The following is a 24,188-nucleotide window of genomic DNA, read 5'->3' on the forward strand; positions in this document are numbered from 1 at the left end:
ACCAAATGCTGGAAGACAAACGCATTCTTCTGATCATAAGCGGTGGCATTGCGGCGTATAAATCGCTGGAATTGATACGCCAGTTGCGCAAACGCGGAGCCTGGGTGACCCCGGTTTTGACCAAGTCGGCAGAAGAATTTGTGACGCCTTTGTCTGTGTCTGCGCTGGCTGAAGAACGTGTTTTTCAGGATCTGTTTGACCTGACGGACGAGGCTGAAATGGGCCATATCCAATTGTCCAGATCTGCAGATTTGATAGTGGTTGCGCCTGCAACTGGCAACCTGATGGCCAAAATGGCGCTTGGCTTAGCAAATGATCTGGCATCAACCCTTTTGTTGGCGACTGATACGCAGGTACTGGTGGCTCCGGCGATGAATGTGCGCATGTGGGAAAACCCGGCAACGCAACGCAACATTGCAACTTTGAAAGCTGATGGGGTGGCGTTTGTTGGCCCTAACGAAGGGGACATGGCCTGTGGCGAGTTTGGGCTTGGACGCATGTCCGAACCCGCAGAAATCGTCACCGCCATCGAGGCGCAACTTGCGGAGGGGCCGTTGATCGGACGGCGGGTTATTGTAACCTCTGGACCAACCCACGAACCTATTGATCCGGTGCGCTATATTGCCAATCGCTCGTCTGGGGCGCAGGGCACGGCTATTGCACGTGCGTTGTCTCTGCTTGGGGCAGATGTGGTTTTTGTCACCGGGCCAGCTGATGAGCCGCGGCCAGAAGGCGTGCATATTGTCGAGGTCCAGACCGCGCAACAGATGATGGACACTGTAGAGAAAGCGCTTCCTGCGGATGCCGCCGTCTTTGCAGCTGCGGTTGCAGACTGGCGGATTGATGGGGCAAGTGACAGTAAAATAAAGAAAAAACCAGGAGCCTTGCCCAGCCTGAATTTTGCAGAGAACCCGGATATTTTGGCTTATGTGTCACAGCTGGAGCACGGACGACCCAAGCTGGTTGTTGGGTTTGCAGCTGAAACCAATGACGTGATCGACAATGCCACGGCCAAGCGCCAACGCAAAAAATGTGATTGGATTGTTGCCAATGACGTGAGTCCCGAAACCGGTATCATGGGCGGGCGCGACAATACGGTGGTGTTGATTTCTGATGATGGTGCAGAGCATTGGCCTAAAATGAGCAAAGACGATGTGGCGCGGCAATTGGCTGACCGCATTGCACAGGCGCTTGACTAGGACGCCTTTGGCGAGAGTATTTTTAGAAAGATGAAGAGGTTGGCGTGGTCGCTATTAAGCTGAGTTGGTTGGAAAATGCAGACCGTGAAATCGCGCTTCCCTCCTATGAGACTGCGGGGGCCGCAGGCGCAGACATTCGTGCAAATTTCCCTTTAGATCAAAGGGATGGGCTGGTGTTGCAGCCAGGCGCGCGCGCGCTGATCCCCACCGGCTTGCGGCTTGAAATCCCCTTGGGTTTTGAAGTTCAGGTGCGACCAAGATCAGGGATGGCGTTAAAGCATGGCATCACTTTGCCAAATAGTCCCGGCACGATCGACAGTGACTACCGTGGTCCATTGGGGGTGATTGTTTTGAATTCTGGGGACATGGCGTTTCAGGTCACGCATGGGATGCGGATTGCGCAGATTGTGGTGGCTCCTGTGGTGCAGGGGCAGTTTGTTTTGGATGATAATCTGAGTGAAACAGACCGTGGCAGCGGTGGTTTCGGGTCAACCGGGGTGGCGTGATGTTTGCCGTTTTTTTCGCTGCCTTAGTGATTTGGGGGTTGGGAATCTTGTTTAAGACCCCCAAGATACAGCGGTATATCATGCTTATTATTCTATATGTTGCGGTTCTGGGGGTGCATTTTGCCTTTCCGGAGGGGCATGAATTACGTGTGTTTATTGGCGGCAGCCTGCGGGGCTGGGGGGTGTTCGGAGGCTTGGTTGCCATCCTTGTGGCCTATGTGTTTGGGATACGGAGCTTAAAAAACCGTGTCAAAACCCCTGAGGCAAAACCGCAAGTTGGGGTGTTTTCAGAGACTGAATTAAACCGGTATGCGCGCCATATTGTGTTGCGCGAAGTTGGCGGTGTCGGGCAGAAAAAATTGAAAGATTCCAAAGTGTTGGTCGTCGGTGCTGGTGGGTTGGGATCGCCGGCTTTGCTGTATCTGGCCGCGGCGGGCGTGGGCACAATTGGGGTGGTTGACGATGATCAGGTTGAAAACTCGAACCTGCAGCGGCAGGTGATCCATACGGATGATGCCATTGGCACCCCGAAGGTGCACTCGGCGGCGGCGGTAATGCGGGCGCAAAACCCGGCTGTTGTGGTGCAGCCCTATGAGCGTCGCCTAACTGAAGATGCCGCCGACGCGCTGATTTCAGATTATGACATTGTGTTGGATGGCACTGATAACTTCGCCACCAGATATCTGGTCAATCAAAGTTGTGTTCGCATGAAAAAACCTTTGATTTCAGGGGCTTTGACCCAGTGGGAAGGCCAGCTTAGCGTGTTTGATCCAGCCCAAAACGCACCTTGTTATCAATGTGTTTTTCCAGAAGCGCCCGCCGCAGATCTGGCACCAAATTGTGCAGAGGCCGGGGTGATCGGGCCTTTGCCCGGGGTGGTTGGATCGATGATGGCGGTCGAAGCCATCAAGGTTTTGACCGGGGCCGGAGAAAGCCTGCGTGGGCAGATGTTGATTTATGACGCCCTGTATGGCGAAAGCCGCAAGTTCAGCCTGAAACGGCGCGAGAGTTGCCCGGTTTGCGGCGGTTAAGGCCGGGGTCTTAATGTTTGGTTATTTGTACAATTTGTACGTTTGAGGCGCTGAAACGTACGATTCGCGCGTCCAAAATGTTTCGCAGAGCTGCATCTAATCTTGCGTTGCGGATTCTTTGCGAAAGCCTAGGGTCATGGCAAAGGAGAATCCGATGAGCAACCCGCTTTTGTCTGCATGGACAACCCCGTTTGAACTGGCACCTTTTGATGCGGTGTCTGATGATGATTTTGCACCTGCTTTTGCCAAGGCCTTAGAGACGCATAAATCAGAGATCGCGGCGATTGCCGAAAATGCCGAGGCCCCGACGTTTGCCAATACGGTCGAGGCGCTGGAGGCGGCAGGGGATGACCTGGATAGGGTGTTGTCGGTTTTTTATACGGTTGCGGGTGCAGATAGTAATCCGGCGCGCGATGCGTTGATGCGGGATTTTTCGCCGGCTTTGGCCGCCCATAGTGCAGAGATTTCATCTAACAAAGTGTTGTTTGGCCGGGTTGCGGCTGTTTGGGAGGCGCGGGATAGATTGGCGCTGACAGATGAACAGCAGCGGGTGTTGATGTTGACCCACCGGGGCTTTGTGCGGGGGGGCGCGGCACTCGAAGGGGATGCGGATGTGCGGATGAAGGCGATCAAATCGCGATTGGCGGTTTTGGGCACCGAGTTTACGCAAAACCTGCTGGCCGATGAACGCGATTGGTTCATGGAACTGGCAGAAGATGATCTGGAGGGCCTGCCAGAGTTTGTCGTGGCCTCGGCCCGGGCGGCGGGGGCGGAGAAAGGCAAAGATGGGCCGGTGGTGACCTTGTCGCGGTCTTTGATCACGCCGTTCTTGCAATTTTCACCACGCCGCGATTTGCGCGAGACCGCCTTTGCGGCTTGGGCGGCGCGGGGGGCGAATGGGGGCGAGACAGATAACCGGGGGATTGCCGCCGAGATCCTGGCGTTGCGGCAAGAGCGGGCGCAGCTTTTGGGCTATGCTAACTTTGCGGCCTATAAGTTGGAAACCGAGATGGCCAAGACGCCAGAGGCGGTGCGCGATCTGCTGATGTCAGTTTGGGAACCGGCCAAGGCGCAGGCGAATGCGGACGCTGATGTGTTGACGCAGATGATGCATGACGATGGGGTGAACGGCGACCTTGAGGCCTGGGATTGGCGCTATTATGCAGAGCAACGCCGCAAGGCAGAGCATGATTTGGACGAGGCCATTCTGAAGCCCTATTTGCAGCTTGATCGCATGATCGAGGCGTCGTTTGACTGTGCCAACCGGCTGTTTGGGCTGGAATTTAAGCCCCTGGATGTGCCGCTGTATCACGAAGATTGCCGCGCCTGGGAGGTCACGCGGAACGGCGCACATGTGGCGGTGTTCATCGGCGACTATTTTGCACGTGGTTCAAAACGATCGGGCGCGTGGTGCTCGGCGATGCGGGCGCAGGCCAAATACCCAAAGGTGCAGGCCCCTGTGGTGATCAACGTGTGCAACTTTGCGAAATCTGACCCGGCGCTGCTGTCTTATGACGATGCGCGCACTTTGTTTCATGAGTTTGGTCATGCGCTGCATCAGATGTTAAGCAACGTGACCTATGAAAGCATTTCGGGCACGTCGGTGGCGCGCGATTTTGTCGAGCTGCCAAGCCAGCTGTATGAACATTGGCTGGATGTGCCAGAGGTGTTGCAGAGATTTGCCACACATGCTGAGACCGGTGAGGCGATGCCGCAAGAGATGTTGGAGCGGGTGCTGAACGCGGCGAATTTCGACATGGGATTTGGCACCGTGGAATATGTGGCCTCGGCCTTGGTGGATTTGGCGTTTCATGATGGCGCGGCCCCGGCGGACCCGATGGCGTGTCAGGCCGAAGTGTTAGAAGCGCTGGGCATGCCCAAGGCGATTACCATGCGCCATGCAACGCCGCATTTTGCGCATGTGTTTGCGGGCGACGGATATTCCAGCGGCTATTACAGCTATATGTGGTCAGAGGTGATGGATGCAGATGCCTTTGCGGCCTTTGAAGAGGCGGGCGGGGCGTTTGATGCGGAACGGGCCAAGGCTTTGGAAGAGCATATTCTGTCCACGGGTGGCTCGGTTGAAGCCGATCAGCTTTACAAACGCTTCCGTGGTCGATTGCCGGGAGTCGAGGCCCTGTTAAAGGGGCGCGGTTTGGCGGCGTAGAATGAAATTGGCAAGGGGCGCTTGACGCGCCCCTTTACTAGTCTCGGTGACTATGGTTCGGAGGGCTAGCCCGAGACTTGTTCGCGTAGGATCGAGGCCGTGAGTGAGATCATCAGGTAAATGCCTGAAAAGATCAGCAGGGCGAGAACCGTATTTTCAAAGCTGCGAGGATAGCTGGGGTCTTGGGACACGACCGGGGCCACGGATGTGGTGAGGTAACGCACCTGACGGCTGGCTTCGAGCTCGGTTTGTTTTAGGGTTTGCAAAGCCGATTGCATGATCAGATCTGCGGTGGCCAGATCGGCTTGGGCAATTTGAATGGCCGAGGTTTGGCTGGCCAAAGAGTTTTCGCCTTCGCGGGCGGCCCCCATACGTTCGCGCAGGGCTGTCAGCACGTCTTGCAGGCGGCGGATATCACCTTTGGCTCCGTCAACGCGGGCCTGGTTGGGGCGCGGGTTGTCCAGTAGGGCGGTCAGGAACAATTGCTTTTCTTGCAGTTCGATTTCATAGGTGCTGATTTGCTGGCGCAGGCTGGCAATCAGGCCTTCGGGGTCAAGCACCGAGTTTTCCTGCAGTTTCACCAGCGCCAATTGCGCCGCACGACGGTCGGCTTTTGCCTCGTCCAGACTGCGACGGGAATCTTTCACTTGGTCTTCGCGTTTGCGCTGAGATTGGCCATCCACGGTTTCTTCTGCATAGGCGATCAGCGCCCGCGAGAACTCGGCTGAGACCTCTGGATCGGGGGCAGAGACCTCCATGCGGATGACGCCCTCGGTGGGATCATAGCCAATTTTGACGTATTTTTGGTAGATTTTATAGGCTTCTTCGTTGGTTGGGTTCTCTTCCAGCCGTTGAAGCGGATCAATGGATGGGTCCGCAAACACCGATTTAAAGCCAACGTCTTCTTCCAGACGTAGCATCGCGGTCTTGGATTGCAGATAGGATTGGGTCGAAATTGAATCCTTGTTGCCTTCCAGCGGGGTGCCAGAAAACAGGCCCGCACCCGCACCGGTGGATTCAGATTGGATGATCAGGAATTCGGATTTGGTGGCGTACATCGGGGTGGCGATATTGTAGTAATACCACCCGGCCAAAATCGTTGGCAGCATGACAAAGGCCGCCAAACGCGAGATCATCAAGAAGCTTTTGCGGCGGCGCCGACGGGCGATGTCTTTTTGGATGTCGCCGATTTCACGCACGCGGCGTTCGGTGGGCGAAGCGGTTTCCATCGAAGGCAGATTTGGTGTGCCCACAGGTTGGGTCTGTGGCAATTGTACGTTGCTGGCGGCAACCGGCGCGTCGGGCGCGGCCATGTCCAGCATATTGGCACGGCGGAACGGATCTAGGCCTTGGGAGCGCAGCAGGCGCACTGCGTCGTAATCAGAGGTGGCGGCCATCCCGTGCTTTTGTGCCAGACGGCGGGCCATGCGCAATTGACGGCCAGTCAGCCCCTCTTGGCGGATCTGGGCGATTTCCTGTTCTGGCGGCACGGCGGCCGCAGGCGCAGGTGGCGGGATTGAAGACGGCGGCGCCGTGGTCGAGCGGGGTTTGGCGGCAGGCGCGGGTGCCGCTGGCGTGTCGCCGGGCGCTTCCATTGCGGCGGCCAAACCGCCCATGTCTTCCTCGGTAGAGGTGGGCATGGGGTCATTGTCGGGGGCGTCGCTGACCGAGGTCAGTTTGGCGCGGCGTTCGGCTGAACGACTGAGGCGGGCCTGACGGCGGGCGGCACGGTCAGATCCGGCTGCGGCTGGCACGGGATCAGACACAGCGGCCACTTGTGGCATTTCCGGCTCTGGCGCGGATTGCGGCGCTTCCGGTTGAGGATCTTGCTTGGGCGGCAATACGGTTTCTGGCGCTGGGCTGAGATCTTCGGCTAGGTTTGAAGCAGGCGCGGGTGCGCTAACAGCGGCGGCGGGTGGCGCGCTGCGTTTTATGCGAAATTTCTTAGCCTTGGGTTTGGTAGTCATAGAGTTGCTTTGCCTCTTCCAAGGTGTCGAACATGTGAAGTTGCCCATTCACTAAAACGGCGGCAGAACGGGCAAATTTTTCCAGGGTTTTAGGCTGGTGTGACACGATAATCATTGTTGTGGTGCGCAGACGTTCGCGCAGAACTTCGCCGGCCTTGCGGTTGAATTCAACATCCGTCGAGGAGGGCATGCCTTCGTCCACAAGATAGATGTCAAAATCAAGCGCCAGCATAAGCGAGAAGGTAAACCGGGCGCGCATGCCGGACGAATAGGTGCCCAGCGGCTGGTCAAAATATTCATCAAGGCCACAAAGCCAGCGGCAGAACGCCTCGACGTAGTCAGGATCAAGGCCGTAAAGCCGGGCGATATAGCGGCTGTTTTCCACGGCGGTGTGTTTGTTGACGACCCCGCCCATAAAGCCCAGAGGGAAGGAGACCCGGCATTCGCGGCGAATTTCGCCTTCGTCAGGCTTTTCAAGCCCGGCCATCATATTGACCAGCGTGGTTTTACCACTGCCATTGGGGGCGAGGATGCCCAAAGAATTGCCAACTTCCACGCGAAAAGAAACGCGATCAAGGATCACCTTGCGCTGCGTGCCCGTCCAAAAGGACTTGCTGACATTTTCAAATTCGAGCATTGATCTGCTCCGGCGCTGCTCTGCCTAAGTCTTCTCTGTTAGCAGAGAATGATTAATGTCCCGTCATGGGATCTTGTTCGTATTATGTCTGTATTGCCCCCGTTCTGACAATATATGTCTGGGGAATTAGGCAAAATAAAGGCAAGAAACCGGCGCAGAGGCACCGGTTTCCAGAGTTTTTGAGCTTTTTAAGCCTTGGGCCTACTCGGCTGGTGCCAGTTCGGCTTTTTGCACGCGTGTCAGTTTGCCGACAACAATCGAGACAATGGCAGCGGCAAAGCTGAACAGGGCCCCCATTTTGGCAGCGTCTTGGACATCGCCAGGAGCGAAGGCCACAGAAGCGACAAACAGCGAGACGGTAAAGCCGATGGCCGCGACACAGCCAATGACCACCAGATCGATGATGCGCATGCCCTGGGGAATGCCCAGTTTAAGCGGCACAGCGGCAAACCAGCCAAAGGCCAGAATACCAAGCGGTTTACCAATCAACAGACCCGCGAGAACCAGCCAGGTGGCGTCGCCGATAGAGCTGAATTCTACGCCGGCATTGAGCAGGCCAAAGAAGAACAGGATTACCTCGACCGGGTGCTTTAACGCGTGTTCGATCACGTTGAGCAAATCATGCAGGTGGCTTTCAGCTTCGGAGAAGAAGCCAAAGGCGCGATCTGCGTGTGGAATGGCGGGCACGATGGGCAAGAGACCCAGAGCCGGGTGCAAACCTGAGCGCATAAAGCCATACCAGCTGATTGCACCGGCAACCGCATAGGGCACAAAATGCAAGTTCTTGCGCACCCAAGTGGAGTTGGGGCGGTTTTCGTTGCCTTTGTCCATTCTGCGCGGCAACCAGTTGAAGATCACAAACACCAGGATCGCGGCGGCGAGGGAAATCAGCAGCCATTCTGGCGCGAGTTCACCAGATGGGTAGAAGATTGCCAGGATAATCAGGCCCGCAGCGTCGTCGGCAATCGCCAAGAGCAATAGGAAACGCACGGCGGGGTGACCTGCACCAAAGACAATGCGGCCGACCAGATAGCTGAAGGCGATGTCTGTTGCGGTTGGGATCGCCCAACCGTTTGCAACGGCACTATAGGTGTCAGACCCCATGAAAAAGGCCAGGCCCAAATATACACCGATGGGGCCAAACATGCCGCCTGCGGTGGCAAATAGTGGCGTGGCGGCTTTTTTGCCGCGCAGCGAGCCTTCTTTGAGGACCACAGCTTCCCAGACTTCTTTGGCCGCCATCGCAAAGAACAGCGCCATCAGTAAGTCATTCACTAAATAATGCAGGGTTAAAGTGCGGTGACCGTGGTGCATATGGCCAATTGGCGCATCTTCCCAGATCACAAATTCAACGAAATGATGATATGTTTCTGGGTTGGTATTGGCCCAAAACAATGCTGTTACCGCCCCGATAATCAACAGTAATGAATAATTCGTTAAGAAATTCCAGACACGGTACATTGTTTCTCCCCACGTTTTTGTTTGAACCGGAATATCCCAAGTCTTGCAGCTGGGCAACGGAATCCGGTGGGGATTTGGGGAAATTGTAACGCGAGATATTTCGGTTTTGAGACTGAAACTGCGGAGCCCTACCAAAACATTGGTAGGCCGCATGCTGTGGGCGCACAAATTATAGTGGTCTCAGCCCAACCAAAGAATCGTCGGCCTAGGCGACGGCTTGCCAAATGAGACCTGCAACAAAGCTGCCAACCAGTGCAAACCCAAGATAGGCGACAAAAATTCGTGGCTTTACCAGAGCCCAGACTGCGATGGCAGCAGGAATGCAGCTGACGCCGCCTGCCAGCATGAAACTCATGGCGGCCCCATTGGCCATGCCCTGTTGCAAAAGCGCATCCACCAGTGGCACAGCGGCAAAACCGTTCAAATAGGCCGGTGCCCCCACCAATGCGCCCAGCAAGATTGGCACCATGCCGTCGCCGCCCAAGAAGGTCGCAATCCATTCGGCGGGGATGTAGTGGATCATCAGGGCCTCGATCACATAGGCGAGGGCCAGCCATTTGAACAAAAACAGCGCATTTTCAAGCGTGGTTTCTTTGAAGACCTGACGACGGGTGGCGTCGATCCAGAAGGTCCAGACCGGTTTGGCAGAGAACGGGGCTTGGGTGCCGCAGCATCCGCCAACCTGCGGTTTTTCCCGCAATGGGTCCGCAAAGACCACCGTTTTGGCAAAGGCCATGGTGGCAAAGCCGCCAAAGGCCCCCAGGCCCACGGCCGCAAGCGTTTTGGCGATGGCAAAGTCAAAGCCAAGCTGGCCCGCGGTCACCGAAAACATCGCCGGATCCATCAGGGGCGAGGCCAGCCAAAAGGCCATCACGGCGGATAAAGGTGTGCCCGCGGCCAAAAGCGCCGCGATAAAGGGAATGACTTCGCAGGAACAAAACGGAGCGAGGCCGCCCAGCATGGCTGCAAATATGATCATGCGGCTTTCGCGGCCCACAAAGGCCTTGGCGAGGATGTTTTCGGCACCGGTGGCTTTGAGGTAGCCAATTGCCAGCACCGCAAAGGCGATAAAGGGGGCTGTGTCGCCAAGCGCCCCAAACGCAAAGCTGAGGGTGGGGAAGAACTGCGCCCGGTCAAACAGGGCGAGGCCGAGCAGCAATAGGATCAATGCCAACCAAGCATTGTCGATGCGTTTCAACAGCGGTTTTGCGTGAGAATGGGGGATGTCAGCCATGATCATGATCCTGATTGAGCGCATCTGCGCAGCATTCTTGCAGCAAAAATTCCGAGAGGGCGCGCACCTCGTCAAAAGCAACGGCAGCACAAATGATGCTGCGGCCTTGTTTTTCTTGGGTAACCAGCCCGGCCTGGGTCAGAATTTTCATATGATGGGTCAGGGTTGAGCCTGTCACCTTGGCGCGTTTGCCCAAGGCGCCAATCGAAAGCCCTTCGGCCCCCGCGCGCACCAGAACGCGCAACACAGCCAAACGTTGTTCGGACCCAAGGGCGGCAAAGGTCGAGGCGGCGACTTCGAGGGAGAGATCTTGGGGGTCTGTATGTTTCATATTTCTAGAATTATAGAAATAAACGAGTCGCGCAAGTTTTATTTCGATAGAATTCGAAATGAATGGGGGCTGTTGAGTGAAAGCCGGGATATTTGCGACCTAGCGATAGAGTCTCGGTCAGACTTGTGATCAACAGGGCATAGGCTGCGCGGCACATGAGCTGGCCGCCAATGGCACATGGCGCGCGCAGCAGCATTCGGTGATTTGGTTTTTTTGGCTGGTTAGTTTTGCGGTTGAAAGAACAAGTCGCGACCAAGTGGGATGAACAACACCGCAAGGAAGACAACATCCAGCGCAGTCTGAATTGCCGGAACGAGGTAGGGGTTTTCCATTCCTTCGGCGATGGTCGGGGGGCCAACGAAAGTGGTTGTGACGAAATTCCCGATATGGTCCACGATCGAGATCGTCCAATAAATGACCAGAGCCGCCCAAGTGAGTAGCTCGCGGCGCGCCCAGACAGCCCAGATCAACGGAAAAGCTAGCACTGCGGCGAACAAATCAAGATATGCGGGATAGCGCCATGCTTCGGATGCCAAGCCATCGTTGATGTCATTTATGAGAACCACTGCAATGAAACGAGATAATTGAAGGAGGATCCAAATGAGCGTCCCGATGAAGATCCCGCGCTCTGCGCGGTTCATTTCTTTGAAAGCTTTGCTGGCCGAACTCATCTTCTTTACTCCGAATTTAATTCAGTAACAGCTGTTGTTACTGATAACTTTCTTGATCGGTAACATAGGGAGTTACCAATAGCAACAGAGCGTTTCTGTCAGTGCTTTTTGGGCGTTTTTAGGTGGTGGGCTTTAGGCGTTTACCAATCTCTTTTGTGAGATCATTCACATTGACGGCCTCGAGACTTCTGAGCATTGCCAGTTCAGCATCCCGCGACAGTTCGTTCAAGTAATCGGCAATAACAGGCCCGATTTCCGCGCCGTCATCACAGTGTCCACGGTGGCGCACAAGAACTGGGCTTGCCTCGTCCGAAATGGCCTCGTAGGCGTCGCGTAAAGTGATTTTTTCTGGCGATTTTGATAGGACGCTGCCACCACCAGCGCCTGCACGACCCGAAATTAGACCAGCCTTTTTTAGCCGTGACAGAACACGCCGGATAACAACAGGGTTGGTGCCAAATCCTTGGGCAAGCACCTCGGAGGTGACTGCTCCATCGTCTTTGTGGTGTGCTAGGACAGCAAGAATATGTGCTGCTATTGTTAGTTGGCTGTTCACGACGACCTCAAGAATGCTGTTTAACAACAGTAGCGGCAAGGGTGCGATATTTGCCAGTGCTTCCGTTCTATTAACCATAAACGAATGCAGAGAAAGCCAATTGTTGCTCTGGACGGTCGTAGACCCAGCGCAAGAGAATAGTTGTAATCGCAGCTTAGCCGCTTTTGAAGCAGGTTTTCTGGGTCTTGTTCTTTGACAGTAGATTGGCGAAGTTGCGAGATGACTTTAGAGCGTGACATTCAATCTTGTCGCCATTGTGCAGATCGCTTTGCGGCGACGCATTCGGGGCATGGGCCACGGCCCGTGGTTTGGTTTCAGCCAAGTGCGCGGATTTTGATTGCCGGGCAGGCACCTGGGGCGCGGGTGCATGACAGTGGCAAGCCTTTTACCGACCCGTCAGGGGATCGGTTGCGCGCCTGGATGGGGGTGGGCGAGGATGTGTTTTATGACAAATCCCGCCTAGCGATTGTGCCGATGGCGTTTTGCTTTCCCGGTTATAATGCCCAAGGGTCTGATTTGCCGCCACCGCCGATCTGTGCCCGCAGTTGGCGGGCGCGGGTGATGGCGCAGCTACGCGATGTCAGGCTGACGCTATTGGTGGGGGGCCATGCGCAGAAATGGCATTTGAAATCCGGCTCTGTAACCGAAACCGTGATGCAGTGGCGCGATCATGCGCCGCGTGTCTTTCCCTTGCCTCATCCGTCGTGGCGCAATACTGGGTGGATCAAGAAAAACCCTTGGTTTGAAGCGGCGCTGTTGCCTGCATTGCGGGGGGCAGTCACGGAGGCTTTAAGATGACAGATACCCCTTTGGACACAGCCCATGCGGCGATGCAGGGCGCGCAGGGTGACGATGCGGCACGCTTGCGGTTTTATGAACGGCTGGCGGATGCAGAGCTGTTTTTATTGCTGACCAAAGAGGTGGAGGGCGAGAGTATTTCGCCTGAGGTATTTGAGGTGCAGGATCAGTCCTTTGTGCTGGTGTTTGATACCGAGGAGCGCCTGTCGGAATTTGTTGGCAAGGCGGCCCCCTATGTGGCGTTGTCAGGCCGTATGGTTGCACAGATGCTGGCCCCTTCGGGCATCGGGTTGGGGGTCAATCTGGACGTGGCACCGTCGTCGATTTTGATCCCGGCAGAGGCGCTGGGCTGGCTGGTTGACACATTAGACAATGCGCCGGACGAAGTGGAAACGCGGGTCGACGCCTTTAGTGCGCCAGCGGGATTGCCCGAGGTGCTGATCACATCGCTGGATGCGAAATTGTCGACCGCAGTGGGTCTGGCGCGCTGGGCCTATTTGGTGGGCACCACCTATGAGAACGGTGTGCGGTCTCATATGTTGGGTTTTGTCGGCGCGGTGCCAGAGGCACAGGGGGCCTTGGCCAAGGCGGTTTCAGAGGCGCTGACATTTAGTGGCATTGACGCAGGCGCGCTTGACGTGGGCTTTTTTGACAGCTCTGATCCAGTGGCCGCGCAATTGGCGCGGGTTGGCTTGCGATTTGATTTGCCAGAACCAGAGGTGGCGGTAGAGCACGTGCCGATTGCGCCTGGAAGCGATCCGCAAAAACCGCCAAAACTGCGTTAGTGCGCGGTGTTGACCGCCTCCGGCGGGAGTATTTTTAGAAAGATGAAGGCGCGGCGCGGTTAATAGCCAGAGCTGCGGTCAACCAGGTGCAGCAGCGGTTGCTGGGCTTGGCCTCTGCGGATGTTTTCTGCAATCACTTGGCTTGCGGTGCTGGCACGAGTGTCAGCGGCAATATGCGGTGTGACCGTAACCTTTGGATGTGCCCAATAGGGATCAGTTGCGGGCAGCGGTTCTTGGCGAAAAACATCCAATGTGGCGTGGGCAATGTGATCGCTGTTGAGCGCGTCTAAGAGGGCGGCGTCCTCTATCAGACTGCCACGGCCCGGGTTAATGATGCGTGCGCTTTGGGGCAATTGCGCAAGGGTTTTTGCGTTGAGCGTGTTGTCGGTGGCGGGCGTGTTGGGCAGCAACAGGATCAGGATTTCGGCTGTGCTGAGCGCCTGTTGCAACCCGTCTTGGCCATGGGTGCAAGTGACATTTGCCAGCGTTTTTGGGCTGCGTGACCAACCGGTGACTTGAAAGCCCAGCTGTGAGAGCGCAATGGCGCAGGCTTGGCCGAGCTGGCCGAGGCCGAGAATTGTTATGTGGCGTTCTTGGGCTAGCGGCGGCACTTTGGGTTGCCAAATGCCGTTTGGCGTGGCGAGGGATGCGTCGATATTTAGGTGGTAGCGCAGGCAATGCCCGGTGACCCATTCCACCATGCCTTGGGTGAGCCCCGGATCCACCATGCGGCAGAGCGGCATGGTCAGGCTTTGGTTGCTGACAATTTTCTCTACCCCCGCCCAGAGACTGAGCACGGCTTTGCAATTCTGATAGGGTGCGAAATCCTGCAGGTCGCTGCTGGGGGCGTAGATGATATAGTCGGTTTGTTGCGGGGCATGGGATAGGCTGAGATCGACGTCGAGATCTGCGGCTTGAAAAGCCTGAATGAGCGGGGATTGGTAGTCTGTCCAGTTTTCAGTACCGGCGGCAAACAACACGTTGATCATTTGGCGAAGACCTCTGACATATTGGCAAATCCTTTGATTTCGATAGCATTGCCAGCCGGGTCGCGAAAGAACATCGTGGCCTGCTCGCCGGCTTGTCCCTGAAAGCGGATTTGTGGCTCTAGCTCGAACACAAGCGCGCTTTGGCGCAGATGGTCGGCCAACGCTTGCCAGTCTGCCATCGGCAGAATGACACCCAGATGTGGCATGGGCACGCTGTGAGCACCGACCTGTCCGGTGTTTGTGCTGGCAAAAGGCGCGCCAAGGTGCAGTGAAATTTGGTGGCCAAAGAAATTGTAATCCACCCATGTGTCGGTGCTGCGGCCTTGGGGACACCCCAGCAGGGTACCATAAAACTGCCGCGCGGCACCTAGGTCATCAACATGATAGGCGAGGTGAAAAATGCTCATATGTTCAAAGGTCCTTTGCTACTGTGGCAAGGATAACAGCGGGGACAATAAATAGGCTAGCTTGTTATTGTGGTTTCAGACATAAGAAAAACTATGGATTTGAGATTTATAGAAAGCCTGATCTGGGCGGTGGATCTTGGGTCTGTTGCAGGTGCGGCGCGGCGATTGAATGTGACGCCCGCTGCGGTGTCGCAACGTATTCTTGCGCTTGAGGCGGAGTTAAAGGTGGCCTTGTTGTTGCGGGATGGGCGGACGATGACGGCGACGCCAGACTGTCTGTTGATCTTGCCGGACCTGCGCAGGCTGCTGCAATTGCGCGCCGGGCTGGATGCAACGTTGGTACAAGATCAGCTGCAAGGTGCTTTGCGCGTCGGGGCCATTTCGACCATGTTGGGTGTGAATGGCGTGCCATTGGTGCATCGATTGCGGGCCGAGGCACCAGAGATTGAGCTGAGCTTGTTGCCTGGCTCGTCGCAGGAACTGTTCGCGCGGTTTGAACGGGGGGAACTGGATGCAGCCTTGATGGTGAAGCCGCCCTTTGAACTGCCCAAAACGATGCAATTTCTGAGAATGTGCGAGCAAAAGATTGGGGTTTTTGCGCGACCGGACTTGGCGCTTGATGCGCCGTTCATTGCCTATATTCGCGAGACTTGGGGTGGTGCCAAATGTTGGCGGGCGTTGAAGGCGGCTTATGCTGCGCCTGAAATCATCTGCGAAATGGATGCGGTTGAAACCATCACGCAATTGGTGCGTGATGGTTTGGGGCGAGCGGTTTTGCCAATGTGGGCTGGGATGAAGCCACAGGCTGACGATCTGGTTTTTACACCATTGTCGGCCAGTCGAGAGGTTGGATTGCTGACTTGGCGCAAGGATCGGGATCGCCCGGTGCAGGCCATTATGCGGGCGGCATTAGGGTTGAAGGACTAGGCGAGGTTACCTTGGGCGGTGTACATGGGCGCTTTGGATCATGCCAAAGGCCACCATGAGGACCAACATGGCAGAACCGCCGTAGCTGACCAAGGGCAGGGGCACGCCGACCACCGGGGCCATGCCCATGACCATCGACATATTAACCGAGAAGAACAGAAAGAAAGTACCGGCAATCCCCATGGTCATCAGGGCAGAAAAGCGGTCTTTGTTGGCAATGGCTGAGCTGATGCAGAACAGGATGATCAGGGCGTAGAGCCCGAGTAAGGACACGGCACCAATAAAGCCAAATTCTTCGGCCAAAGTGGTGAAAATAAAGTCGGTGTGTTTTTCTGGCAGAAAATTTAACCGGCTTTGGGTGCCTTGCATGAAGCCTCGTCCGGTCCAGCCTCCAGACCCTAAAGCGATTTTGGATTGGGTGATGTGGTAGCCCGCGCCCAGAGGATCAGAAGCTGGGTCCAAAAACGTATCGATGCGGCGATATTGATAGTCTTTTAAGAGTTGCCAAGACGCGCCGCGCGATTGGAAGACTGCAGTGACCACACCGATGCCAAGCGCAAAAACTGCGGCGAAATAGCCCCAGTGTAGCCCGGCCATGAACATGACAATCGCCCCGCCCATCAGCAAGAGCAGCGAAGTCCCAAGGTCGGGCTGGCGCAGCACAAGATAGGTGGGCACCAGAATGATAAAAATCGGCAGGATAATCCACAGCGGTTTTGAGGTCTTTTGCGCGGGCAACCAATCGTAATAGGCGGCCAGAAACATCACCAGGGTGATTTTCATCAGCTCTGAGGGCTGCAGCCGCATAAAGCCAAGGTCAATCCAGCGCTGGGCTCCCATTTGCACAGACCCCATGAATTCGACAAGAACCAACAGGATCAATGACCCGGCATAGAGCACGCCTGAGACGTTGCGCCAGAACCAGATTGGCACCATGGCGATGGCGAACATCAGCCCAAGCCCCATGACAAACCGTTTCATTTGCGCAGAGGCCCAAGGGGCAAAGTCGCCGCCCGCCACAGAATAGAGCATCAGGAATCCGATGCCCGCCACCGAGGCCAAAAGCAAAACCAAGGGCCAATTCAGGTGCAGCACCTTACGCAGGCCAGTTGGGACGGTTTTGACGGAATGTTCTAGATAGCTCATGCGCGATCTCGTCCCGTGCTACGCAATTGCGGGAATTCGCGGCGCAGCCTTTCTTGTTGCGCTTTGATGCGGGCACGGTCCTTGCGTGGATAGGCGTCAAGCGGTGGATCACCGCCGTAAAGCGCTTGTAATGTGATGTCGCGGGCGACGGGGGTGGCCGCAGAGGACCCGCCGCCATGTTCGATGATCACGGCCACCGCGATTTGGGGATCGTCATAGGGGGCGAAATTCACAAACAGGCCGTGGTCGCGGCGCTCCCAGGGCAGGTCTTCGTTGCGGATGACACCAGCGCGGCGCTCGGCGGCGGTGATGTTGCGCACCTGGCTGGTGCCGGTTTTGCCCGCAAGTCGGAAATCGTCTGCAATGATGCGCTGGCTATAGGCCGTGCCTTTGCGGTTGTTTGACACCGCATACATGGCTTTGCGTACGATGCGCAGGTGATTGGCGTTCACATCCAGCTTGGGGATTTCATCGGGGGGGGCGGATTGGTCGATGCCGTTGACCGACTTTACCAGTCGCGGCTCCAAGGCCTTGCCCGAGGCCAGACGGGCGGTCATCACCGCAAGTTGCAAAGGTGACGCCAGCACAAAGCCTTGTCCAATCGACGAGTTTACGGTGTCCCCAATCACCCATGGGCTGTCGCGGTTGCGCTGTTTCCAGGCTTTTGTGGGGGTCAGGCCAGAGGCCACCGCTGACATGGGGATGCCGTGTTTCACACCCAGGCCCAGACGATTGGCCATATTGGTGATGTTTTCGATGCCCACTTCGAGTGCGCATTCATAAAAGAACACATCGCAGCTCTCGCGGATGGCAGTTTCCAGATTCATGTGCCCGTGGCCGCCACGCTTCCAGCAATGGAAGCGCCGGTTTGAAACTGTCAGGTGGCCGGGGCACCAATAGGTGCTTTCTGAATTGATGATGCCCGCTTCGAGGGCGGCCAGCGCGACCACCATTTTGAATGTGGAGCCGGGCGGATAGGTGCCTTGAACGGATTTTGTCGCCAGTGGGCGGTGGCTATTTTCGGTCAAGAGGCCGTAGTCCGCCACGGAGATGCCGCGCACAAAGAGGTTTGGATCAAAACTGGGCGCCGAGTTGATCGCAAGGATATCACCGGACTTACAATCCATGACAACCGCGGCTGCGCTTTCCTCGCCAAGGCGGGCTTGAACATAGCTTTGCAGCTTTTGGTCGATGGTCAGTTGCAAATCGTCACCGGCTTGGCCTTCGCGGCGGTCAAGCTCGCGCATGACACGCCCAACGGCGTTGACTTCGACCTGTTTGGTGCCAGCTTTGCCGCGCAGGTTGGTTTCGCGTTTGGCCTCGATGCCAACCTTGCCAATTTGAAAGCGCGGGATCAGGAGCAATTGATCCGGATCTTCGATCTTGGACAGATCATAATCAGAGACCGGGCCGACATAGCCGATCACATGGGCAAATTCGGTGCCCAACGGGTATTTGCGTGACAGGCCGACCTCGGGGGTGACGCCGGGCAGGGCGGGGGCGTTGACGGCAACGCGGGACATTTCTTCCCAGCTGATACGCTCGGCGATGGTGACCGGCAGAAAGGGCGGGGAACGCTCCATTTCAGTCATGGCGCGGTTGAGTGCACCGTCATCAAGTTCGATCAGGGTCGACAGACGGGCGATGACTTCGGTCACATTGCCCGCATCTTCGCGCACCATGGTGATGCGATATGACGGTTCGTTGGCAGCGATGATCACGCCGTTTCGGTCAAAGATTTCGCCACGCGCCGGGGGGATCAGGCGAATGTTGATGCGGTTTTCTTCGGCGAGCAAGCGGAACTCATCGGCTTGGTCGACCTGCAGGTAGCGCATACGCAGGCCAAGCCCGCCCATAAAGGCCAGTTGGGCCCCACCCAAAAGCAAGCCGCGCCGGGTCAGTTTATTTTGGCTAGCGGCTGTGTCCGCTGGGGTGCGTCTCATATGCGGCCTGCCAATCCGTCCCGTTCGCGTGGCGTGGTTTTGCGCAGGCGCAGAAAGGCATAGCAAAACAGCGCAACGAGCGGGTAGGCGAGGACGCTCATGATGACTTGGATCAGCGAGAGACCTAGCGAGGTTTGATCCACAAAAAACACCGCAGATAGAATGCGATTGCCAAGCACAATTGCCGTCATGGCGCTGGCGGCGGTCAGCCATTCAACGCTGAAAGGCATATCAAGCATGGTTTGAGAGCGACGGCGCAGGTTTTCCGTGACCAGCACCACAACGGCGGCCATCAGGCCGGGCGGGCGTTGAAACAGGAAATCGGCCAGCAAAAAGGCCGCTGCAATCAGCAGGACGGGCACATAGGTGGGGCGGCGCAGCACCCAGACACAACACAGGGTGATCAGAAGATCAGGCCCCGTCCAGCGTTTTGGAATGGTTTCCAGCGGCAACAATTGCCAATACATGATGGTCAAGCACATGGCGGCAAAGGCGATGCGCATGATCCAGAGGCGTGTTTCGGCATTATCAGCCATCACCACCCTCGTTTTCTGAGGGTGACAGCGATGGATCCTCTGGTGCGATGTTGCTTTGCAAAAGCGTATCCGGGGCAATCAATTCCCCTGGCGCTGTGATTTTTTCCTGACCGTGGTCGCGCAAAACCCGCAGGAATTCAAGACGTTCGTAGTCTGCTGACAGGCGCACACGCAGGCGGCCACCGGGATCAGAGGCCACGTGACCAATCAGCAATCCGGACGGGAAGACGCCGCCATCCCCAGAGGATTCAATGCGGTCGCCGGGGCGGATTTGGTCTTTGTTTTCCAGAAAATCGATATGGGGCGCGATGGTGTTGTCCCCGACAATCAAGGCGGTTTGCCCAGAGGGCTGGATCGTGGCGGGAATGCGCGATGAGCTGTCAGACAGCAAGATAACGCGGCTTGTGGTTTGACCCACTCCCGAAATGCGGCCGACCAGCCCGATGCCGTCCATCGCGGCCCAGCCATCAATGATGCCATCGCGGGCACCAATATTCAGCAGCACCGATTGGCGAAACGGCGAGCCGCTGTCCGCCAAGACCACGCCGGTCACAAAGGTGAGTCGCGGATCAAGCCGCACATTGTTGAGGTCCAACAGGCGGGCGTTTTCCTGTTCAAGCTGTAGCGCGGCTTCTTTCCAGGCTTTCATCTGCTGGAGTTCGCGGCGCAGTTCTTTGTTTTGGTCCACAACTCGCTGATAGCTTTGCACATCGCGCAACAGATTGATCGTGCCGGTGACAGGTGCCATAACCCATTCAAAGGAGGGCACAAAACGGTCAGTGACCATGGCGCGGAAACGTTCAACACGCGGGCTGTCGATGCGCCAAACCAGAAAGATTGCCAGCAGGCACGCCACAAGGATCCCAATCAAGAGCCGCTTGAGTGGGGCGACATAATCTTCGCCTTGTGCTCTGTCTCGGGCCATGAATCCTCTGGTTCAGAACAGGTTTGTATAGAATATGGTGGCAGGCCGGGGCTTGCCAAGTTTTTCGAAAAACCGATCGATGGGCTGATCAGCTTTCGTAGTCGATCGCGTGGCGCAGCTGTTTTTCGTATTCCAAGGCTTTGCCGGTGCCGAGGGCCACGCAGTTCAAGCTTTCATCAGCGATGGACACCGCAAGGCCGGTCTGTTCGCGCAAGGCAAGGTCAAGATCCCCTAGCAGAGCACCGCCACCGGTGAGCATAACGCCACGGTCCACAATGTCGGCAGCCAGATCTGGTGGGGTTGCCTCCAGCGCGGTCATCACAGCTTCGCAAATTTGCTGCACTGGCTCTGTCAGTGCCTCGGCCACCTGGGCCTGTGAAATTTCGGTTTCTTTTGGCACGCCATTTAGCAGGTCGCGTCCCCGAATCTGCATCGAAGCGCCGCGGCCATCGTCTGGCATGCGGGCGGTGCCGATGGATGTTTTGATGCGTTCAGCGGTGGATTCCCCGACCAGCAGGTTTTGCTGACGACGCAGGTAAGAAATGATCGCCTCGTCCATGCGGTCCCCACCAACACGCACAGAGCGCGCATATACGATGTCACCAAGGGACAGAACCGCAACTTCGGTTGTGCCGCCGCCGATATCAACAACCATGTTGCCGGTAGGATCGGTGATGGGCATGCCTGCGCCAATAGCGGCAGCGATAGGTTCAGCAATCAGACCGGCGCGGCGGGCCCCAGCGGACAACACAGACTGACGGATCGCACGTTTTTCAACCGGGGTGGCCCCATGTGGTACGCAGACGATGATTTTGGGTTTGGAAAAGGTCGAGCGCTTATGCACCTTGCGAATGAAATGTTTGATCATTTCTTCGGCGGTGTCAAAGTCAGCAATCACCCCTTCGCGCATCGGGCGAATGGCCTCGATAGAGCCGGGGGTGCGGCCCAACATCAGTTTCGCATCTTCGCCGACGGCCAGTACCTTTTTCACACCGTCTTTGATGTGATAGGCGACAACAGAGGGTTCGGAGAGCACAACGCCTTTGCCTTTGACATAGACCAGCGTGTTTGCTGTGCCCAAGTCGATCGCCATGTCCGACGTGAACAGCCCGCCCAGATTTCCCAGCATGTATTCCCCGATCCCCGAAATAAGATTCAAATAAGCCCGCGACTCTGGGTGAGTCTGGGCCGGTCTCTTATAGGCCTGGGTGGGGGCATGTGGAAGTCCGCGCGGTTGGAAATCAGCGTTATTCCGCCATGTTTCGGGCAATGGTTAAAAATGCGGTCGTCAGAGCAGCAAGATTATGCTGGGTGGCGCGTGAAATGGGACCTGTTGTCGTCCGCGATTCTGCGGTAGGTCGAGGCGATCACTAGGACTGGAATTGCACCGATGCTTAGCTATCAGCATATTTATCACGCCGGAAATTTGGCGGATGTGCAAAAACATGCGCTGCTGTGCGTGATGTTGGATTATATGGGCCAGAAGCCCAAGCCTATAAGCTATATTGAAACCCATGCGGGACGCGGCTTGTATCAATTGGATGCGCCAGAAGCGTTGAAGACCGGCGAGGCAGAGGCCGGAATTGGTGTTGCAGAACAGTGGTTTGATGCAGAGCACCCGTTTCGGCGCGCCTTGCAAGCCGTGCGCGTCGGCTTTGGCAGCGCGGCCTATGGCGGTTCACCCTTGTTGGCAGCGCAACTGTTGCGATCTCAGGATAAAATGCACCTCGCTGAGTTGCATCCGCAAGAGGGCGATGGGCTGGAAGACGCAATGGCGATGTTTGCGCCCAAGATCCATCGGCGTGACGGCTTTGAGATGGCTCAGGCGATATGCCCTCCGACACCGCGGCGCGGTTTGATGTTGATTGATCCAAGTTACGAAATCAAAACCGATTACACGCGTATACCGGGCATTATTGCCAAGTTGCATCGCAAGTGGAATGTCGGGGTGATTGCGTTGTGGTATCCGATTTTGAAAGATGGCAGCCAAGAGCAGATGGTTTGGGAATTAGAGAGCCTGGATTTGCCTAAAACCCTGCGCCATGAAGTGGAATTCCCGCCCGTTCGCGAGGGGCATCGTATGGTTGGGTCCGGCATGTTCATTATAAATGCGCCTTATGGCTTGGCGGCGGAGGCCCAAAGGCTGTCAAAAGCGTTTGCTGCGCTGGGGTAGGCGTTTTTTAGGGGCGTTGCCCCTCGCGATGAAACCAGAGGTTTCAGCACTCACCCCAGAGTATTTGTGCAAAGGTGAATAGGGCGCTGGCGCGCGTGTCGACTGGAAGGTGCCCACCGAAGGGGCGGGGGCACTTGGCCCCCGTCCGTTTAGGAGACGTCTTTGTAGTTGATTTCTTTGGCGTCAGCACCTTCGCCCAGTTTGCCGCGGCGCACCAACAAGCGGTTGAGCGCGTGGATATAGGCCTTGGCAGAGGCCACCACCGTGTCGGTGTCGGCAGATTCGCCCGTGGCAACGATGCCGTCTTCGGACAGGCGCACAGACACGGTGGCTTGCGCATCGGTGCCTTCAGTGACCGCATGCACCTGGTAGAGTTCCAAACGAGCGGCATTGGGGTGCAATTGGCGAATGGCTTTGAAAGCCGCATCAACCGGGCCGTCACCGTTTTCGATGGCGGTGGTTTCTGTGCCGTCTATGTCCATCACCAAAGTGGCCTCGGCCGGGCCGCCGGTGCCGCAGGCGACGCGCAGGGTGATCAGTTTCAACCGGTCATTTGCGGCGTCTTTATCGGTGCGCATCAGGGCGATGATGTCGTCGTCAAACACTTCTTTTTTGCGGTCCGCCAGATCTTTGAAGCGCACAAAGACGTCTTTGAGCTGGTTGTCACCAACCTCGTATCCCAAGGTGTCCAGCTTGTCGCGCAGCGCGGCGCGGCCTGAGTGTTTGCCCAGCGGCAAAGAGGTGCCAGACAGACCCACGTCTTCGGGGCGCATGATTTCGAAGGTTTCGGCGTTTTTCAGCATGCCGTCCTGATGGATGCCAGATTCATGCGCAAAGGCGTTTTTGCCAACGATGGCTTTGTTAAATTGCACCGGGAAACCCGCAACCGTTGAAACACGGCGTGAGATCGCCATCAGCTTGGTGGTGTCGATGCCGGTCTGCCATGGCATGATATCATTGCGCACCTTCATGGCCATGACGACCTCTTCCAGGGCAGTGTTGCCGGCGCGTTCGCCCAGGCCGTTGATGGTGCATTCGATTTGGCGCGCGCCACCTGCGACGGCGGCCAAAGCGTTGGCGGTCGCCATGCCCAGATCATTGTGGCAATGGGTGGCAAAGATCACATCGTCAGCACCAGGCACTGTGGCGATCAGGCGTTTGATCAGATCTGCGGATTCCATTGGGGCGGTATAGCCAACGGTGTCAGGTATATTAATGGTGGTGGCACCGGCCTTGATGGCGATTTCAATCACCCGGCACAGGTAGTCCCATTCGGTGCGGGTGGCATCCATTGGCGACCATTGCACGTTTTCCACCAGATTGCGGGCGTGGCTGACCGTTTCGTGAATTTTCTGCGCCATTTCATCCATGGTGAGGTTGGGAATCGCGCGGTGCAGAGGCGAGGTGCCAATAAAAGTATGAATACGCGACAGGCCAGCGTGTTTCACGGCTTCGGCGCAGCGGTCGATATCGGTAAAGTTGGCGCGCGCCAGGCCACAGATGCGGCTGTTTTTCGAGTTCTTGGCGATCTCGGAGACGGCGCGGAAATCACCTTCGGAGGCAATAGGAAAGCCCGCTTCGATGATATCAACGCCCATGTCGTCCAGCATCTCGGCAATTTCGAGCTTTTCGTCATGGGTCATGGTTGCGCCCGGGGATTGTTCGCCGTCGCGCAGGGTTGTGTCGAAAATGACAACGCGGTCTTGTGTCATGGTTTTGTCCTAGTCAAAAATCGAATGCAGAGCTGTCAGGAGGACGCCTTTGGGGCGTGTTTAAGCCATTGTGAATGGCGCTTCCAG

General features: G+C 56.5%; 23 protein-coding genes. 8 read left to right on the forward strand and 15 right to left on the reverse strand.

Annotated features, from left to right (window positions below):
• Nucleotides 1-5 precede the first annotated feature (5 nt).
• From coaBC to ABXG94_RS14445, 4 genes are all read left to right on the forward strand, one after another.
• A complete protein-coding gene (gene coaBC / locus ABXG94_RS14430; protein WP_353535360.1) occupies nt 6-1,199 on the forward strand; it encodes a bifunctional phosphopantothenoylcysteine decarboxylase/phosphopantothenate--cysteine ligase CoaBC in 1,194 nt (397 codons plus the stop codon).
• A 44-nt stretch (nt 1,200-1,243) separates the two neighbouring features.
• Entirely contained in the window at nt 1,244-1,705 is a 462-nt protein-coding gene (gene dut / locus ABXG94_RS14435; RefSeq protein WP_353535361.1) for a dUTP diphosphatase, read from the forward strand.
• Nucleotides 1,705-2,736 (forward strand): HesA/MoeB/ThiF family protein, encoded by a 1,032-nt coding sequence (locus ABXG94_RS14440; RefSeq protein WP_502901713.1) that lies wholly within the window; start codon nt 1,705-1,707, stop codon nt 2,734-2,736. The genes dut and ABXG94_RS14440 overlap by 1 nt, the downstream gene beginning before the upstream one ends.
• Before the next feature lie 154 nt (nt 2,737-2,890).
• Nucleotides 2,891-4,903 carry a M3 family metallopeptidase gene (locus ABXG94_RS14445; RefSeq protein WP_353535366.1) on the forward strand — a complete coding sequence of 671 codons (2,013 nt, stop codon included), beginning with the start codon at nt 2,891-2,893 and terminating at the stop codon, nt 4,901-4,903.
• 65 nt (nt 4,904-4,968) lie between these two features.
• Here the strand turns inward: ABXG94_RS14445 and ABXG94_RS14450 are convergent, their stop codons facing one another.
• The 7 genes from ABXG94_RS14450 to ABXG94_RS14480 form a co-directional block, all read right to left on the reverse strand.
• The gene (locus ABXG94_RS14450) at nt 4,969-6,870 is read right to left on the reverse strand and encodes a KpsE/RkpR family capsule polysaccharide export protein (RefSeq protein WP_353535368.1); all 1,902 of its coding nucleotides are present in this window, start codon (nt 6,868-6,870) and stop codon (nt 4,969-4,971) included.
• Nucleotides 6,848-7,507 carry an ABC transporter ATP-binding protein gene (locus ABXG94_RS14455; RefSeq protein WP_353535370.1) on the reverse strand — a complete coding sequence of 220 codons (660 nt, stop codon included), beginning with the start codon at nt 7,505-7,507 and terminating at the stop codon, nt 6,848-6,850. Before ABXG94_RS14455 ends, ABXG94_RS14450 begins: the two co-directional genes overlap by 23 nt.
• A 201-nt stretch (nt 7,508-7,708) precedes the next feature.
• A complete protein-coding gene (locus tag ABXG94_RS14460; protein WP_353535372.1) occupies nt 7,709-8,968 on the reverse strand; it encodes a Na+/H+ antiporter NhaA in 1,260 nt (419 codons plus the stop codon).
• A gap of 205 nt (nt 8,969-9,173) precedes the next feature.
• Nucleotides 9,174-10,202: a permease gene (locus ABXG94_RS14465; RefSeq protein ID WP_353535375.1), complete on the reverse strand. Its 1,029-nt coding sequence runs from the start codon at nt 10,200-10,202 to the stop codon at nt 9,174-9,176.
• The gene (locus ABXG94_RS14470; protein WP_353535378.1) at nt 10,195-10,533 is read right to left on the reverse strand and encodes an ArsR/SmtB family transcription factor; all 339 of its coding nucleotides are present in this window, start codon (nt 10,531-10,533) and stop codon (nt 10,195-10,197) included. Before ABXG94_RS14470 ends, ABXG94_RS14465 begins: the two co-directional genes overlap by 8 nt.
• Nucleotides 10,534-10,754: 221 nt before the next feature.
• Nucleotides 10,755-11,204, reverse strand: a complete 450-nt coding sequence (locus ABXG94_RS14475; protein WP_353535380.1) for a hypothetical protein — start codon at nt 11,202-11,204, stop codon at nt 10,755-10,757.
• A 118-nt stretch (nt 11,205-11,322) separates the two neighbouring features.
• Nucleotides 11,323-11,838 (reverse strand): Rrf2 family transcriptional regulator, encoded by a 516-nt coding sequence (locus ABXG94_RS14480; RefSeq protein ID WP_353535382.1) that lies wholly within the window; start codon nt 11,836-11,838, stop codon nt 11,323-11,325.
• Nucleotides 11,839-11,979: 141 nt separating this feature from the next.
• Between ABXG94_RS14480 and ABXG94_RS14485 the strand changes: the two genes are divergently transcribed.
• Together ABXG94_RS14485 and ABXG94_RS14490 are read left to right on the forward strand one after the other, a co-directional pair.
• On the forward strand, nt 11,980-12,558 hold the full coding sequence (locus ABXG94_RS14485) for a uracil-DNA glycosylase family protein (protein WP_353535385.1): 579 nt from the start codon (nt 11,980-11,982) through the stop codon (nt 12,556-12,558).
• On the forward strand, nt 12,555-13,343 hold the full coding sequence (locus ABXG94_RS14490) for an SseB family protein (RefSeq protein ID WP_353535387.1): 789 nt from the start codon (nt 12,555-12,557) through the stop codon (nt 13,341-13,343). Before ABXG94_RS14485 ends, ABXG94_RS14490 begins: the two co-directional genes overlap by 4 nt.
• A 59-nt stretch (nt 13,344-13,402) precedes the next feature.
• Here ABXG94_RS14490 and ABXG94_RS14495 read toward each other — a convergent pair whose 3' ends face one another.
• Nucleotides 13,403-14,332 (reverse strand): 2-hydroxyacid dehydrogenase, encoded by a 930-nt coding sequence (locus ABXG94_RS14495; RefSeq protein WP_353535389.1) that lies wholly within the window; start codon nt 14,330-14,332, stop codon nt 13,403-13,405.
• Nucleotides 14,329-14,739: a VOC family protein gene (locus ABXG94_RS14500; RefSeq protein WP_353535391.1), complete on the reverse strand. Its 411-nt coding sequence runs from the start codon at nt 14,737-14,739 to the stop codon at nt 14,329-14,331. Before ABXG94_RS14500 ends, ABXG94_RS14495 begins: the two co-directional genes overlap by 4 nt.
• Nucleotides 14,740-14,832: 93 nt before the next feature.
• Here ABXG94_RS14500 and ABXG94_RS14505 point away from each other — a divergent pair, with 93 nt between their 5' ends.
• The gene (locus ABXG94_RS14505; RefSeq protein WP_353535393.1) at nt 14,833-15,666 is read left to right on the forward strand and encodes a LysR family transcriptional regulator; all 834 of its coding nucleotides are present in this window, start codon (nt 14,833-14,835) and stop codon (nt 15,664-15,666) included.
• A 6-nt stretch (nt 15,667-15,672) separates the two neighbouring features.
• Here the strand turns inward: ABXG94_RS14505 and rodA are convergent, their stop codons facing one another.
• The 5 genes from rodA to ABXG94_RS14530 form a co-directional block, all read right to left on the reverse strand.
• Nucleotides 15,673-16,812 (reverse strand): rod shape-determining protein RodA, encoded by a 1,140-nt coding sequence (gene rodA, locus ABXG94_RS14510; protein ID WP_353535396.1) that lies wholly within the window; start codon nt 16,810-16,812, stop codon nt 15,673-15,675.
• On the reverse strand, nt 16,809-18,755 hold the full coding sequence (gene mrdA / locus ABXG94_RS14515) for a penicillin-binding protein 2 (protein ID WP_353535399.1): 1,947 nt from the start codon (nt 18,753-18,755) through the stop codon (nt 16,809-16,811). The genes rodA and mrdA overlap by 4 nt, the downstream gene beginning before the upstream one ends.
• Complete coding sequence (locus ABXG94_RS14520) at nt 18,752-19,291, reverse strand: rod shape-determining protein MreD (protein WP_353535401.1); 540 nt, start codon at nt 19,289-19,291, stop codon at nt 18,752-18,754. Before ABXG94_RS14520 ends, mrdA begins: the two co-directional genes overlap by 4 nt.
• A complete protein-coding gene (gene mreC, locus ABXG94_RS14525; protein ID WP_353535402.1) occupies nt 19,284-20,216 on the reverse strand; it encodes a rod shape-determining protein MreC in 933 nt (310 codons plus the stop codon). The genes ABXG94_RS14520 and mreC overlap by 8 nt, the downstream gene beginning before the upstream one ends.
• A gap of 88 nt (nt 20,217-20,304) precedes the next feature.
• Entirely contained in the window at nt 20,305-21,345 is a 1,041-nt protein-coding gene (locus ABXG94_RS14530; RefSeq protein WP_353535404.1) for a rod shape-determining protein, read from the reverse strand.
• A 261-nt stretch (nt 21,346-21,606) separates the two neighbouring features.
• On the opposite strand from ABXG94_RS14530, the gene ABXG94_RS14535 reads away from it, so the two are divergent.
• On the forward strand, nt 21,607-22,389 hold the full coding sequence (locus ABXG94_RS14535; RefSeq protein WP_353535405.1) for a 23S rRNA (adenine(2030)-N(6))-methyltransferase RlmJ: 783 nt from the start codon (nt 21,607-21,609) through the stop codon (nt 22,387-22,389).
• Nucleotides 22,390-22,538: 149 nt separating this feature from the next.
• Here ABXG94_RS14535 and ABXG94_RS14540 read toward each other — a convergent pair whose 3' ends face one another.
• The gene (locus tag ABXG94_RS14540; RefSeq protein WP_353535407.1) at nt 22,539-24,101 is read right to left on the reverse strand and encodes a 2-isopropylmalate synthase; all 1,563 of its coding nucleotides are present in this window, start codon (nt 24,099-24,101) and stop codon (nt 22,539-22,541) included.
• Nucleotides 24,102-24,188: the final 87 nt, after the last annotated feature.

Source organism: Cognatishimia sp. WU-CL00825, assembly GCF_040364665.1.
Classification (GTDB): domain Bacteria; phylum Pseudomonadota; class Alphaproteobacteria; order Rhodobacterales; family Rhodobacteraceae; genus Cognatishimia.

Bases quoted from the DNA above. Each gene is read 5' to 3' on its own strand.
- coaBC (WP_353535360.1), top strand. From the start codon at position 6: ATGCTGGAAGACAAACGCATTCTTCTGATCATAAGCGGTGGCATTGCG.
- ABXG94_RS14440 (WP_502901713.1), top strand. From the start codon at position 1,705: ATGTTTGCCGTTTTTTTCGCTGCCTTAGTGATTTGGGGGTTGGGAATC.
- ABXG94_RS14445 (WP_353535366.1), top strand. From the start codon at position 2,891: ATGAGCAACCCGCTTTTGTCTGCATGGACAACCCCGTTTGAACTGGCA.
- ABXG94_RS14450 (WP_353535368.1), bottom strand. From the start codon at position 6,870: ATGACTACCAAACCCAAGGCTAAGAAATTTCGCATAAAACGCAGCGCG.
- ABXG94_RS14455 (WP_353535370.1), bottom strand. From the start codon at position 7,507: ATGCTCGAATTTGAAAATGTCAGCAAGTCCTTTTGGACGGGCACGCAG.
- ABXG94_RS14460 (WP_353535372.1), bottom strand. From the start codon at position 8,968: ATGTACCGTGTCTGGAATTTCTTAACGAATTATTCATTACTGTTGATT.
- ABXG94_RS14465 (WP_353535375.1), bottom strand. From the start codon at position 10,202: ATGGCTGACATCCCCCATTCTCACGCAAAACCGCTGTTGAAACGCATC.
- ABXG94_RS14470 (WP_353535378.1), bottom strand. From the start codon at position 10,533: ATGAAACATACAGACCCCCAAGATCTCTCCCTCGAAGTCGCCGCCTCG.
- ABXG94_RS14475 (WP_353535380.1), bottom strand. From the start codon at position 11,204: ATGAGTTCGGCCAGCAAAGCTTTCAAAGAAATGAACCGCGCAGAGCGC.
- ABXG94_RS14480 (WP_353535382.1), bottom strand. From the start codon at position 11,838: ATGGTTAATAGAACGGAAGCACTGGCAAATATCGCACCCTTGCCGCTA.
- ABXG94_RS14485 (WP_353535385.1), top strand. From the start codon at position 11,980: ATGACTTTAGAGCGTGACATTCAATCTTGTCGCCATTGTGCAGATCGC.
- ABXG94_RS14490 (WP_353535387.1), top strand. From the start codon at position 12,555: ATGACAGATACCCCTTTGGACACAGCCCATGCGGCGATGCAGGGCGCG.
- ABXG94_RS14495 (WP_353535389.1), bottom strand. From the start codon at position 14,332: ATGATCAACGTGTTGTTTGCCGCCGGTACTGAAAACTGGACAGACTAC.
- ABXG94_RS14500 (WP_353535391.1), bottom strand. From the start codon at position 14,739: ATGAGCATTTTTCACCTCGCCTATCATGTTGATGACCTAGGTGCCGCG.
- ABXG94_RS14505 (WP_353535393.1), top strand. From the start codon at position 14,833: ATGGATTTGAGATTTATAGAAAGCCTGATCTGGGCGGTGGATCTTGGG.
- rodA (WP_353535396.1), bottom strand. From the start codon at position 16,812: ATGAGCTATCTAGAACATTCCGTCAAAACCGTCCCAACTGGCCTGCGT.
- mrdA (WP_353535399.1), bottom strand. From the start codon at position 18,755: ATGAGACGCACCCCAGCGGACACAGCCGCTAGCCAAAATAAACTGACC.
- ABXG94_RS14520 (WP_353535401.1), bottom strand. From the start codon at position 19,291: ATGGCTGATAATGCCGAAACACGCCTCTGGATCATGCGCATCGCCTTT.
- mreC (WP_353535402.1), bottom strand. From the start codon at position 20,216: ATGGCCCGAGACAGAGCACAAGGCGAAGATTATGTCGCCCCACTCAAG.
- ABXG94_RS14530 (WP_353535404.1), bottom strand. From the start codon at position 21,345: ATGCTGGGAAATCTGGGCGGGCTGTTCACGTCGGACATGGCGATCGAC.
- ABXG94_RS14535 (WP_353535405.1), top strand. From the start codon at position 21,607: ATGCTTAGCTATCAGCATATTTATCACGCCGGAAATTTGGCGGATGTG.
- ABXG94_RS14540 (WP_353535407.1), bottom strand. From the start codon at position 24,101: ATGACACAAGACCGCGTTGTCATTTTCGACACAACCCTGCGCGACGGC.